The sequence below is a fragment of the Mycoplasmopsis primatum ATCC 25948 genome, assembly GCF_000702785.1.
Classification (GTDB): domain Bacteria; phylum Bacillota_I; class Bacilli_A; order Mycoplasmatales; family Metamycoplasmataceae; genus Mycoplasmopsis; species Mycoplasmopsis primatum.
On sequence record NZ_JNJV01000028.1, the window covers coordinates 1 to 13,515 of the forward strand.

At 27.4% G+C, this 13,515-nt stretch carries 15 protein-coding genes; all 15 read left to right on the plus strand.

Annotated elements, in window-relative coordinates:
* The first annotated feature begins 423 nt into the window (after positions 1–423).
* Entirely contained in the window at positions 424–1,284 is an 861-nt protein-coding gene (locus T386_RS0103315; RefSeq protein WP_029513722.1) for an MAGa4850 family ICE element protein, read from the plus strand.
* A 565-nt stretch (positions 1,285–1,849) separates the two neighbouring features.
* The gene (locus T386_RS0103320; RefSeq protein ID WP_051622798.1) at positions 1,850–2,593 is read left to right on the plus strand and encodes a hypothetical protein; all 744 of its coding nucleotides are present in this window, start codon (positions 1,850–1,852) and stop codon (positions 2,591–2,593) included.
* Between the two features lie 47 nt (positions 2,594–2,640).
* A complete protein-coding gene (locus T386_RS0103325) occupies positions 2,641–2,931 on the plus strand; it encodes a hypothetical protein (protein WP_029513724.1) in 291 nt (96 codons plus the stop codon).
* Between the two features lie 9 nt (positions 2,932–2,940).
* Complete coding sequence (mobL, locus tag T386_RS0103330) at positions 2,941–4,209, plus strand: relaxase MobL (protein ID WP_029513725.1); 1,269 nt, start codon at positions 2,941–2,943, stop codon at positions 4,207–4,209.
* Positions 4,210–4,211: 2 nt separating this feature from the next.
* On the plus strand, positions 4,212–4,532 hold the full coding sequence (locus tag T386_RS0103335) for a hypothetical protein (protein WP_029513726.1): 321 nt from the start codon (positions 4,212–4,214) through the stop codon (positions 4,530–4,532).
* Position 4,533: 1 nt separating this feature from the next.
* Positions 4,534–6,555, plus strand: a complete 2,022-nt coding sequence (locus T386_RS0103340; RefSeq protein ID WP_051622799.1) for a type IV secretory system conjugative DNA transfer family protein — start codon at positions 4,534–4,536, stop codon at positions 6,553–6,555.
* Positions 6,530–6,934, plus strand: coding sequence for a hypothetical protein (locus T386_RS0103345; protein WP_029513728.1), 405 nt, complete (start codon positions 6,530–6,532; stop codon positions 6,932–6,934). Before T386_RS0103340 ends, T386_RS0103345 begins: the two co-directional genes overlap by 26 nt.
* Before the next feature lie 16 nt (positions 6,935–6,950).
* A complete protein-coding gene (locus T386_RS0103350; RefSeq protein ID WP_029513729.1) occupies positions 6,951–8,051 on the plus strand; it encodes a leucine-rich repeat domain-containing protein in 1,101 nt (366 codons plus the stop codon).
* An 89-nt stretch (positions 8,052–8,140) separates the two neighbouring features.
* Positions 8,141–8,887: an adenine-specific methyltransferase EcoRI family protein gene (locus T386_RS0103355; RefSeq protein WP_029513730.1), complete on the plus strand. Its 747-nt coding sequence runs from the start codon at positions 8,141–8,143 to the stop codon at positions 8,885–8,887.
* Positions 8,888–8,991: 104 nt separating this feature from the next.
* Positions 8,992–10,413: an MAG3960 family lipoprotein gene (locus T386_RS0103360; protein WP_029513731.1), complete on the plus strand. Its 1,422-nt coding sequence runs from the start codon at positions 8,992–8,994 to the stop codon at positions 10,411–10,413.
* Positions 10,414–10,416: 3 nt separating this feature from the next.
* On the plus strand, positions 10,417–10,866 hold the full coding sequence (locus T386_RS0103365) for a TIR domain-containing protein (protein ID WP_029513732.1): 450 nt from the start codon (positions 10,417–10,419) through the stop codon (positions 10,864–10,866).
* Positions 10,867–10,983: 117 nt separating this feature from the next.
* Complete coding sequence (locus T386_RS0103370; protein ID WP_029513733.1) at positions 10,984–11,532, plus strand: hypothetical protein; 549 nt, start codon at positions 10,984–10,986, stop codon at positions 11,530–11,532.
* Positions 11,533–11,594: 62 nt separating this feature from the next.
* Positions 11,595–12,221 (plus strand): hypothetical protein, encoded by a 627-nt coding sequence (locus tag T386_RS0103375; RefSeq protein ID WP_029513734.1) that lies wholly within the window; start codon positions 11,595–11,597, stop codon positions 12,219–12,221.
* 105 nt (positions 12,222–12,326) lie between these two features.
* Entirely contained in the window at positions 12,327–12,518 is a 192-nt protein-coding gene (locus T386_RS0103380; RefSeq protein WP_029513735.1) for a hypothetical protein, read from the plus strand.
* Between the two features lie 9 nt (positions 12,519–12,527).
* Positions 12,528–13,515, plus strand: a 988-nt coding sequence (locus tag T386_RS0103385) for a leucine-rich repeat domain-containing protein (RefSeq protein WP_029513736.1), incomplete at its 3' end; no start/stop codon positions are given.

The following is a 13,515-nucleotide window of genomic DNA, read 5'->3' on the forward strand; positions in this document are numbered from 1 at the left end:
TATATCTTTTATTGTGTGAACGAAAATATAATTTTTTATCAGTGCCTATAACCAAATTAAACTCTCCATTGTCTACAACATTTATTCTTTTGTTTGTTCGGGAATCAATAGGCATATATCATTTATTTTGGCATCTTACAGCGCCATTGCTTATTTTTCTCTTGATTACTAAATCAAAGTGTCTGTCTATCTCATTTGTGATAGGACAAAAAACATTTTGTTTTTCTTTTATTGAACATGAAGTATTAATTTTTTCAATAATTTTATCTTTGAATGCATTTGCTTGTTCAACATTATGAATATTATTTTGCTTAAGAAAAAATGGAATATTTGGATCTGTAAAAAATAAGTGTGTTAGGCATCAACGTTGAGTTGGTGCTTTTTTAATAGACCTGTTAAGTTGATGTTAATGGTGGAGGTCTAATGTATTTAAACTGTGAAAATTTACCTTTTTTAAAAAATAGAGAAGTGGTGAATTTTTATAGTGGTATAAAAAATGAATTAGATTTTGTGCAAAAATACAACTTAAAAAAATATGATAAATTGAACTTGGAATTTTTAAATATTAAAAATTGAAAATTAGTGATTAGTGAAAGTTATTATCGTAAATTTAAAAATGATAAGGTTTTAATTGAGTTGTTTGCTGTTTTAAAAGAATTTAATGGCAAAAAAATAACTTTTGATTTTCTTTATAGTTTGGGTTTTAAAAAGACGACTTTAAAACTTGCTGTTAAAAAAATGACTGATTTTAATTTACTTGATACTGTGGCTTTAAATGATTTTAAAGTTTTGAAACTTAAAAAAATGAATATGGCTGATAGTTGAGTAGAAAAATTGGTTCTTAAAGGTAAATGCAAAAGAAAAAGACCATATAAAAAAGAATGAGTTCCTGCGAAAGAACAAAAATGAGTTCTTAAAGGTGAAGATACGTGGAGAATATTTTTATTGTATGGTTTAAATGCTGCTTTACTTTATAGCATTTTAAAATATAAAAAACATAGTGTAAATGCTGGTAAAGATAAAGTGTCTAATTTAGACAATAATGAAAAGATAGTTATACATAATAATTATTTTGGAGTATTTGGTTTAAATTCTATTGCTGTTTATAGAGCACTTAAAAAAGTTTGTTTATTCCTTAATATTGAATATAAACATCTTTTTATAGTTGAACGCGAAAGAGTTTTAAAAAGTCTTAAATATAAATTTCCTTGAATAGATGATTGTATGAATTATAGTCAATGAGGTTTTATAACTAAAAGATATCTGGTTTATGATTTTAATTAATATTTTATTATCTGTTAAAAAGAAGTTTGATGATAACGACACTATTGTGTCTCTTTTGTTGTGCTAATAATTCAAAAAAACGGGGTTTCGTTTTTGTTGGTTGTATAGCAGAGACAAAATTTGATATGTAAAAAGACTTAATATATATTTCTTTATCTTATTATCATCATCTTTATACATAATGCTTTAATAAAAAATAGTTGTATATGGTTTAGATTAGTTGATTGTTTTAGTAAGAAATAGTTAATGTGATTTAAATTAATAGTTATTGCTTTAATAGAAAATAATACATTTGGTTTAAGTTAATTATTTAGTGTTTAAGTAAAAAATAGTTTCTGGTTTATAAAAAATAATTGTTTGGTTTTAGTATATATATTCTTGCCGTTTTAGTTTAATTTGTTTCTTATAAGGTTCTTTTTTACAAAAGATTAAGACGGTAAGAATATGTATGCTAATGCTGAAATAGTATATATACACTTGCCGTTTATTGAAAACTCTCTCGCTTTTAATTCATTGCTTAATAGACGGTAAGTGTATGTATATTAGAAAGAAAAAGGAGAACCTTATGATTAAGAAAAAAATAGTGTGGGCTTTATTTGATGATGGTGAACGTTCTTATTATAATGCATTGAAAGATGATGATAGGTATATGGTTATAAGTATAGGAATAAATAAAAAGCATCCAGAGAATGATAACTATAAGATTATAGATTTATCAATAACTAATTTAGATTTATTTAAGGAGTTAAATAAATTACCTGCTCCTGATGTGATTATTGCTTCGCCACCTTGTGAAAGTTGAAGTATGGCGGACAATCCTTGTTTTGCTTGAACGTCAATTAGTGATTTAGGAGATAAAGGGGTTGAAGTTCTTTTAAAAAATGAACGCTTCTATACGATGTGAAATGAAAAAGGAATAAAAAATAGATTTAGATATTTTAGAAATAAAGAGATTAAAAGAATAATCGGTGAAAATACGGTTGCTGCTTTATGTGAAATTATTAAAGAGTATAAACCTGAGACGTGAATTATAGAGAACCCTGCGACAAGTAAAATTTTTGATTGAATAAAATATTTCCATTGTTTGTTCGGCTTTCCTAAAAAAACTTATTACTCGGCATACAATAAAGAATTTTCTCTAAAACCGACTATCTTTTATTCTAATACGTTTTTAGATTTAAAAGATAAAAGGACAGAAGGTAAGAAATGGGGAATGTTCGGTTCTCGGTTGGCTGATAATTGCAATTATGATATACGGAGTAAGATACCTGCAGAATTAATACAAGATATTTTTAAAAATTTAGGTTAGGGGTTTTATATGAAAATAGAAGCAAAAAAATGAAAGGAATTTATTTAATGAAAACGAATAATGAAAATGCAAAAATTGATTGGGCAGAACTAAAGGAATTTCATGCTTTTAAAACTTATTTATTATCTTGCAGGAATGCATCGCAGGAATTAAAATATGTTTTGCGTGAGATTGAAATTAATTGAATGGATTATTTAATTGCGTGACCTTTTATGGCAAAAATAGAAACATTTTTAAATCGCACACATTTAATTTCTTTAGATTCATTTTTTGATACTATGGACGAGTTTGAATTTTTCTATGGGGAATGACATAAAAATATTTTTTCAAAAAAGTAAAGGTATAGTATGGAGAAAAGTTATGTAAGAATTGAATTTGCTAATAGCACTATAAAAAAGAAAGTTAAAAAAGGGCAAAAAGAAGTGCACGATTTCGCTTTCTATAAAAGTGGCAAGTATTTGTTATATATTGGGCGTGATGGTGCTGTTTATATACAAGAAGCCGATTTAGATATTGAAAAGTTAAAAAAAGAAGGTGTTAATGTTGTAGATTATATGCATAGTCGGGTAAAGAAAAATACTGATGGCTTAAAAAGTGGTGTTTATAGTTTATTTGACTTAAATGCTGATGACGTTGATATTGAATTAGAAAAAAAGAAACTTAGTAAATTGAAAAACGGGCAAAATGTTTGAGAAATGATTATTAATGCAGGGCAGTTAGGTGTTGATAATTATTTGATAAATAAAAAGCAATGGGCTGAGATATTAGATAAAAATTTATCTAAGTTATTTAAAGAAAATAATATAGATAAAAATAATATTGAAGGTCATTTTGTGATTCATACTAATACTGATTTTCCGCACGTTCATTTATCTTTTTGAGAAAAAACTCCTTCTTATGTTGCTGCTGACGGTTCTTTAAAATTTAGAGAAAAAGGGAAGTTTAGTAAAAAGTCTATTGATGCTTTTAATAAGGGTCTTTCTGTGGCTTTTAATAAAAGTGATGTTGATAATGAGTATCAAAAACTATTTAAGATTAAGCCGGCTATTTGAGATATGAGAAAACATATTCGGGCGGGTTTAGTAAGTTCTGCATTGGCGAAAGACTTTTCTTTTTTAAAGAATATTAATTTAATAAATGATTATTTTCATAATAAGAAAAATAAGAGTTATAGAAAAGTTGATGATGAAGTGGTTAAAGAAGCAATATGAGATACTTTTAAATTTTTAAAAGAAAAAAACAATGAAGTTTTGGCTTTGAGTGAAAAGTATCAAAATGCACTTGATGAGTTGAGAGATAAAACTTTTAAGAGTGAAAGTGTTGAAAAGTTGAAAATGGAGTTTATAGATAAAGAAAATAGGGACTTTGAAACACAAATTGGGAATACGATTATTAAATATTGTGTCTCTGTTTCACAAACTAATAGTAGTGATATTAGAAATATTCACCTTAATGCTATTAATAAGAATAAAAAGAAAAAAATTAATCTTATGGCGCAAATTAAAAGGTTTCTTAGAAAGTTTGATTATCTGGGGCTATCTTTATACTATAAGCAAAAACAAGGCGCCTTAAAGAATTTTTATAGTATTAAAAAAATGATGCATAGTAGGGGGTAGAAATGAATAATTTACCATATAACTTTCAATCTAAATTAAATAATATTTTAGTAAAAAGCAATGTGGCTTCTTTATTGTCGGACATTGAAAGGCAGATGCTTTCTAATACTTATATGATGCTTTTTAATAGTTATTATGGAGTAAATAATTATCAAATGCAGGTTCATTATGTTAAAGATCCACGCTTCTTTAATTATCTTAATCAATATACATATACTTACTTTTATAACTTAATGATGCAGGAGTTGAATAGGAAGATGTGAGAATTTCAGCGGAGAATAGGGCAAGCAATTTATTGAATTAATAGGAATTTATATATTTAATATGAAAAATAAGGTTAAAAATGATAAGTTAGGGTTTGCCCTAAAATTATTTATTTGTTTAATTATTACGCCCTTAATTGCTTTTTTTGTGCTTACTCCTTTATTTATAGTTTGGGCAAATAAAAATGCTAAATTAGTAGGTTTATGGATTACGAGAAAAAGTGATTTTATGAATGATTTAAATTCTTTTTATTATAGAAATGATAAGTATTCGGTGTTCTGTGTTTTAGCAATTGTGGCTTCTGTATTTATTATGTTTATGTTTCTTAATTGGAGATGGCTTTTAAGTAAAAGTGCTAAGTTCTTTATTAATGGTAAAGATAATAAAGAGAGTTGAGAATATAACGTCTTAACACATGAAGGGTTAAGTAGGAGAAGATTTTTAAAAAAATTTAGAAGTGATGTTTCTGGTTGAACTTTTGGTTATTTAGGAAGTAAAGATGGTTATGTAGTGCCGACTAAGAAAGATTTACACTCTTGTGTTATTGGTATTTCTGGGTCGGGTAAAAGTGAGAAGGTGATTATACCTAATATTTGTCGTAATGCTTTACTAAAAGATAGTGAAAAACCAAACTTCATTATTACGGATCCAAAAGGTGAAATTTTACAAAAAACGGGTCGCTTTTTACAAGATAACGGCTATACGGTTAAAGTTTTCGACTTTGAAAATTATCAGGTGAGTGTTAAGTGGAACCCTTTAAAAATGATTTGAGATGCTTTTCATAGTAAAAGTGAAAAGGAACTTACTAAAAATGATTATTCGGTTGGGTATCAATTAATATATGAATTAGTAAATTCTTTTAAATGGGCTGATAATCAAAAAGATAGTATCTGGGTTTCTAATGCTAAAAATATAGTTATTTGTATAATTAAATTTTTAGTTTTATACTCGTTGATAAATGGCGACTTTACGCTTGAATTTTTCAATATGAGCAATGTTGTTAAATACTTAAATATTGATACTCTTACTAAAAGTAAATGAGTTTCTATATTAAATAAAAATAAAAATAGGGACGAGTATTGAAATAAATTATATGCTGATATTAGCGGGTTTATTTCTACTGCTGAAGACACTCTTTCGGGTTATTTATCTAATGCTATGTCGGCGCTTATGCAGTTTTCGGCTGATGTTGGAGTGGAAGAGATTACTTCTAATCATAATTTAGATATGAATGCTTTATTTGATGATGAAAAGCCGTTTGTTGTATTTGTGAAATTTCCAGATCATAAGAAAAGTAGTCAATTCTTAATTTCAATAGTTATTTCGCAAATTTACAAAATTGCGGTTGATAAAGCGAATACTGACGCTCATAAGAAATTAAAGAGAAAGTTGCTTTTTATGTTGGAAGAGTTTAATTCTATTGAAAGACTTAATGATTTTGAAAATTGACTTTCAATAAGTCGTTCACGGCAAATTTTCTTTTTAGTTGTTTTACAAGATTACGAACAATTACAAAAATATAATAGTGGTAAGAATGAGCATATACAGATTAAGTCACAGTTTGGTCTTACTTGATTTTTAGAAACGGCTAATGAAGACACTTTGGAGAGTTTTTCAAAAATGTTAGGTGAAAAAGAAGTTGAGAAAGTTTCGACTTCTACTAATAGTTCTGGTGGCAATAGTAAGAGTACGTCGATGCAACGTGAAAGAATTATGAGTGTGGCTGATATTAAGTATAAGAGCCCTGATACTTCAATAATTTTATGTTCTAAGGTGAAACCGATTTTGATGCGCCCTGTGCCTGCTTGAAAATATTTTGATTACGATTATTATGAAAATGACGAGTTCACTGAAAGTGAAAAAGCAAAAGTTTATTGAGATTTTGAAAAAATGAAATTGAAAACTTTTAAAGGTGTTGGTGTTGAAAATGATAATGACGACAATGATGAAAAAGAAAATGACGATGATGATAAAGAGAATAAAGATAATGGCAAAAATGATAGAAAAGAATTAGATAAAGAAAAGGATTATAGTTCTATTTTAGAAAGGTTGAAACGTGACGAAAAAGATTTATCGATTTAATTTATGGTTATATCTTGCTTGTGCTGTATTAGCACCTATATTATTATGTGCTCCTTCAATATTTTTATTAATTGATTATAAAAATTTAGAAATTTCGTTTATAGATAGAGTAAGGGGCGTTCCATATATAACTCCATCTTGGGCTATTTTATGTCTGGGAATTAGTGGAATGATAATTTCAATATTTTTATTTTATGCGGTTGTTTATTACTTTTGCTATCAATTAGAATTTGGAGCATTTACCTATAAAACAATTGAAATAATCAATATTGAAAAATTTCAAAATAAAAAAATTCAAATGGTTAAAAATAAGATGCTTACGAAAAAGAATTATCAAAAATGATTAGTTAAAAATAATTTTATATATATAGAAAATTAGATAAGGTGGTATTAAAATGAGTGATGAAATTTTAAAACATAAAGACTTAGTGATTGAATGAAATAAAGAAATTAAAGGTTATATAGTTGTTGATGTAAAAGATAAAGGCATTAAGGAAGTTGTGGTTCCTGATGGTGTAAAAATTATCAGCAAAGGTGCTTTTTCTAACTGTGAAAGTTTAAAAAGTATTACCATACCTGAAGGAGTAAAAGAAATTGAAAGAAGTGCTTTTATTAATTGTTGAAATTTAGAAAAGATTAAACTCCCTGATAGTATTAAAGAAATTGGTGAATATGCTTTTGAAAGATGCGAAAACTTAAAAGAGATTAATATACCTGAAGGAATAGAAAGAATAAGTGATAGTTTATTTAGGAGTTGTGAAAGTTTAGAAAGCATTAAACTCCCTGATAGTATAAAAATGATTGATTATTATGCTTTTAATAATTGTATAAATTTAAAAGTCATTAATATACTTGAAGGAGTAAAAAAGATTGGTTATTGTGCTTTTAATAATTGTAAAAAATTAGAAAGCATTAAACTCCCTGATAGTCTTAAAGAAATAGGAACCCACACATTTGAAAATTGTAAAAACTTAAAAGAAATTAATATACCTAATGGCATTAAAGAGATTGATAATTTTGTTTTTTCTAATTGTCGAAAATTAGAAAGCATTAAACTCCCTGATAGTGTAAAAATGATTGGTGAAAGTGCTTTTGAAAGTTGCATTAATTTGAAAGAGATTAATATACCTGAAGGAGTTGAAAGAATAGTCAAAGGTGCTTTTATTGATTGCATAAACTTAGAAAGCATTAAACTCCCAAAAAGTTTAAAAACAATTGATGCTTTTACTTTTGCTTATTGTAAAAACTTAAAAGAAATTAATATACCTGAAGGAATAGAAATAATTGGTGGTGGTGTTTTCTGGGATTGTAAAAAATTAAGAAACATTACGCTTCCAAAAAGTCTTAAAGAAATATATAGTAAGACATTTGCTGGTTGCGAAAATTTAAATATAACTATGTATGATGATGCAAAAATAATTGGCAATGACACTTTTACTAATTGTAAAAATTTAAAAATTCAAAAACAAAAAAGTAAGAAAAGTTTAAAGATGTAAATATTTAAAAAATAAACCTTTTTACGTCTTGTAAATAAAAAGAAATAAAACAAAAAGAACCTTATTTTTTATAAAAATAAAGGAGTTTTATGTCTAATAAACATTTACACGAAGCAGTAAAGAATAAAAACGATGAGTTCTATACTGCTTACGAGTCAATTGATGAATTCTTTAATGAATTCGATTATAAGGAACTTTTTAAAGGTAAGAAAATTTTACTTCCCTGTGATAGTGAAGAGTCAATGTTCGTAAAGTGATTTAATGATAAAAAAGAAGTGTTAGGTTGTGAAGTTGTTTATGAAGCCGGAGATTTTGAAAAAAGCATTGAAAAATGGGCAGATTGGGCGGACTTCATTATTACGAACCCGCCGTTTTCTATTAAGAAAAAGTGGTTTGAGTTAGTTTGAAAATATGAAAATATTCGTTGAATTTTTATCAATTCTTTTTTAGCGGCGCATTGATTTGCTTTTGAAAAATATATAGAAAAGAAAATGTGATTTTATGAGCCCAGAAAGAGAATTAAATTTACGAATACTAATGCAGACATAAGGTGTTTATGGTTTAGTAATTTTGATTTAAAAATTGAACCGAAAGAAAAGAAAAAGGTGCTGAAATATTTTATAAGTGAATATAAGGGTGAAAAAGTTTATGTATTTATGAAAAAAGACACTTTTTATGATTTGCCTTTAAAACGGGGAGATTTGGCAGCCGTGCCGATTAATTTTATGTTTGATTGAGACTTTGATAAATATGAATTTATAAGAAAAGATTTTAGATTTGTTAGACCTGATACGAATAAAGAAGTATTTAAAAGAATTCTTTTAAGAATTAAATAGTTTTGGCTCGTGTTGAAATTTTCAATTTTAATTGAAAATTTTTTATATTTTAGTATAATATTAAATATTATCTAATGTTAAATATTTAGTTTTTGAGAGTGAATATGAAAAAAAGAAATAAATTATTGTTAGGTGTTTTACCTGTTATGACTTTACCAATGGTGGCTATAAGTTGCAATTGAGTGAAAAGGAATTTTCCACCAATACCTGAAGCGAAACCGTTGCCGAAAGAACCGGAGCATTTGAAGCCGAATAATAGTGGTTCAAACAATAAAAAGAATGAGAAAGAAAATGACCGTAAGTATTTTTATTGGGGTGAAAATAAATATAAAGTGGCTGCGGAAGATGTTTTAGACAGAAAAGCACTTGATGCTGTTTTTGGTTTAGATCTTTTTGTTAAAGATGAAGGTAAAAAATTTAAAGAATTTATTCCTGTTAAAGAAAATTACTATAAAGACTTTAATTTAAATGAAAAATACTTCCCAACGCAAGGCAATATGAGTTATTTGATACGTAAAATTAATCTTTTAGAGTTAGAGAAAATTACGAATGACCGTGAAGTGCTTAATTCTGTGGTTAAGAATATTAAGGAATGAATTGCTGATTTATCTAATTTTTTGAATAAAGATTTAAATGATACAATTGAAAGTTTGTATGTCTTACACCGTGATGATTGAATGAAAGTTGTTGGCGAAGGGGAGTCTTGAGGCATTAAAAGAGTAGATAGTTATGGGAAGGTCGCTTGAGATGAAGTTCCGTTTTTGAGTGAAAAGAATATAAATAGGGGTAGTAGTGGGAAGATTATTCCGAGTGTGCTTTGGAGACTTAATAGGGACTTTGATAGAAAGGGAGAGAATAGATTTGATAGTGAAATGTTCCTTTCAAAAGAATTTTACGAAAAAACTTATGATAATACGAAGTATGATTTAAATATTGATATGTTCGATTATACTTATGCTAATCAGGTGTTAGGTGTTAAAATGCAGGTGAAGTTAATCAATGTCTTAAATGCTTACCTTGACTTCCTTGAAATTTTGACGCGTAAAGATTTAGTGAAAGATGCTAATAAGATGCTTAGTAATATTCTCTTTAAGAATGATGAGTTTGTGGATCGATTTGATAAATTTTCAAAGGCTCTTTTAGAATATATTAAACTCAATAAACTTTTAGGCTTTACTGTTGATAATGGGGTCGAAAATACGTTGCAGTTATTCTCTGGTAGTAGTAATTATGTGACGAAGTTAGGAATTGATTTTAGGGATGCGTATGCTTGGTCGCTTGATGCTTACCATAATTTAGTCGGTGCTTTTCGAGAAGTTAATGGTGAATATAATTATTATTTAAGAGACTTAAATAATAACTTTGATAGAGAATATAAAGAAAAATACGAGTTCATTTGGAAGTATTTGAAGCAATTTGATGGTGTTGATAAACCGGAACCTTTAAGTGAAGTCATCATTAAAGATAAGATGAAAGAGTTAGTTAAAGTTTTGAAGGCGAAATTTGGGTGAGAATATAAGGAGTAGTGTATGAAAGTATGTGTTTTATGTGGCGCTTCTAAATTACCTAAAACGGAATTAGAAAAATATCTTTATCAATGGGGAATAGAACATGTTATTAGTCAAAATGAAACGAATAATGGCAATCATATTTTAAATGGCGTATTAAATGATTTTAATAAATGCAATTATTCAATCGCCCTTTTAGCAAATGATGATTTTATAACAATAAATAATATAGGGGAAGAGTCTATTGCTGAAAAGCGAGCAAGACAAAATGTTATTTTAGAAATAGGAATGTGAATTGCTAAAAAAGGAATTGATAGGTTATTTTTAATTAAACAAAAGGGAACTGTGATACCAAGTGATTTACATGGCATTTTATATAAGGAGTTTAGTGAGTCAATTGATGAAATAGAAAAAGATATTTTTAAACAATTAAAAGAAGCGGGCTTTGAAATAGAAAATAATAGGGGTTAATATGAGTAAATAGTTTATAAGTCGAACCTTTTTACGTCTCGTAAATAAAAAGAAATAAATTTTTGTATAAGCATTATGTGTTTATATGTTTTTATATTTGATTTAAGGAGATGAAAAATGGAAAATTTTAAAAATATTAATTTTAATATGGATGAAGAGTTAGAGCAAAAAGTTGAAGGTGAAAAACAAACTGAGAATGCTGAATGAAAAAGAATGTTTATTCCTATGGAATGACTTACAAAAATTAAAACTAAAAAAGAAGGTGCAGTATTATATGCGATTAACTTCCCTTATTTATATGTAAAAAATGAAAGTTATGCATTAGGTGGTGCTTCGATGTATGCTCCTGTAAAATGCGTAAAGGAACATAATAAAGAGGGCTATGCGACAATTTCTTATCCTGCGGGTTATGAGTTTTTAATGTCTCAAAATTTAAAGAACCCTGAAACTAATAAATATGAAGATATTAAGTTTAGAGTTAATGGTGATAGAGTAAGTTTTCAAACTGATATTTATCAACGGCTTGCAAAATTTCAAGTAAAAAAGGAAGTTAATAAGGACGTTGAAAAAGAAGCAGAAAAAGAAAATGAAAAAGAAGTTGAAAAAGAGACTGAAAAAGTCGAACAAAAATTAAAAAGTAAGAAAAGTTCAAAACTAAAAATGTAGTAAATACATATAAACATTATGTGTTTATATGTTTTTGTCTGTTTAAATAGGAGGTTTATAAAATGAATGAATTAGCAGATGGTATTAAAAAAATTTATGACGAAAAAGATAAAGGGGAGGTTAGTTATGTATTAACGCCCGATGATATGGAAGTGGCGAATGATGATGATTTGCCTGATGATATTAATGAAAGTGAAAAAGAAGTGGCAAATGCTGAGAATAAATTAGAAGTTGAAGGAGAGAAAGAAGGACAAAAAGTCGATGCTCCACAAGGTGACGTTGGTGATAAATGACGGAGAATTTATGTACCTGTTGAGTGAGTTAAAAAGATAGTCACAAAAAATAAGGGTGAAGAGATGTATGCGATTAACTTCCCTTATTTAGAAGTTAAGAATGAGAAATATTCGTTGGGTGGTGCTTCGATGTATGCTCCTGTAAAATGCGTAAAGGAACATAATAAAGAAGGGTATATGACGATTTCATATACGAAAGATTATAGGTTTTTAATGACTCGTGGTGTTAAGAACCCCGAAACTAATGAATATGAGAAAAAGAGTTTTACGATTAACGGTGATAGTATAAGTTATCAGTCTCGTGCTTATAAAATGATACAGGAAGGAAAATTGCAAAAATATAATATAGGTGATGGTGCCGAAAAAAAGAAAGAAAAGAAAAAAATGAAAATGTAAAAATTAAGATATAGAACCTTTTTACGTCTCGTAAATAAAAAGAAACAATTTTTGTATAAACATTATGTGTTTATATGTTTTTATATTTGATTTAAGGAGATGAAAATGAGTTTTATAGATAGTTTTTATAAAAAAATAAATGATGCAGTGAGTGATTTTAAAAAGAATTTTTCGCCGGATCATTGAGACAAAATTGAAAGAATAAAGACTGATTTTAAAGATGAAATTGTAGGTGTTTTACGTGATGTTGAAAAAGATGAGCAAAAACAAAAAAGTAAGAAAAGTTTAAAGATGTAGGGGGTGTTTATGAGTGAAAAAGAATGAGAAATAATTGAAAAAATATTAGTAAAAACGGAACATAAAGATTTAAATATTAGAAAAAATTCTGCTGAAAATTTTTATGAAGTTGATAGTGTAAAAGATAAAAATATAGTATCAATAGACATTCCTGAAGGAATAACAAAAATTGGCGATGTTGCTTTTGCTAATTGCAAAAATTTAAAAGAAATTAATATACCTGATGGCGTAAAAATAATTGGTGAAGGTGCTTTTTGGGGTTGTGAAAATTTAGAAAGTATCAAACTTCCTAAAACTATTACACATATTAATGACTATGCTTTTCGTGGTTGTAAAAATTTAAGAGACATTAATATACCTGATGGCGTAAAAACATTTGGAGAAGATGCTTTTTTGGGTTGCAAAAGTTTAGAAGTCTTTAATATGCCTGAAAATAATTTAAATATTTTGTGAAATGCTGAAATTAAAGGTTATATGGTTGTCGGTGTAAAAGACAAAGAAATTAAAGAAGCAGTGGTTCCTGATGGCGTAAAAAAGATTAGAAAAGATGCTTTTAGAAGTTGTTTAAATTTAAAAAACATTAAACTCCCTGATAGTGTTGAAACAATTGGTCGCAGGGCTTTTCGGGGTTGTGAAAATTTAGAAAGTATCAAACTTCCTAATAGTCTTAAAAAAATTGGAGATGCTGCTTTTTATGAGTGTATAAATTTAAAAGAAGTCACTATTCCTAATAATGTTGAAACACTTAGTCATAGTGCTTTTGCTCGTTGTTTAAATTTAGAAAGCATTAAACTTCCTAATAGTTTAAGAAAAATTGACTTATGGGCTTTTAGTGAGTGTGAAAACTTAAAGAAAATTAATATACCTGATAATGTAAAAGAAATTGAGTTCTGTGCTTTTGCTGGTTGTAAAAATTTAGAAAGCATTAAACTCCCTGATAGTCTTAAAGAAATTGGTGAATATGCTTTTTATGGTTGTAAAAATTTAGAAAGCATTA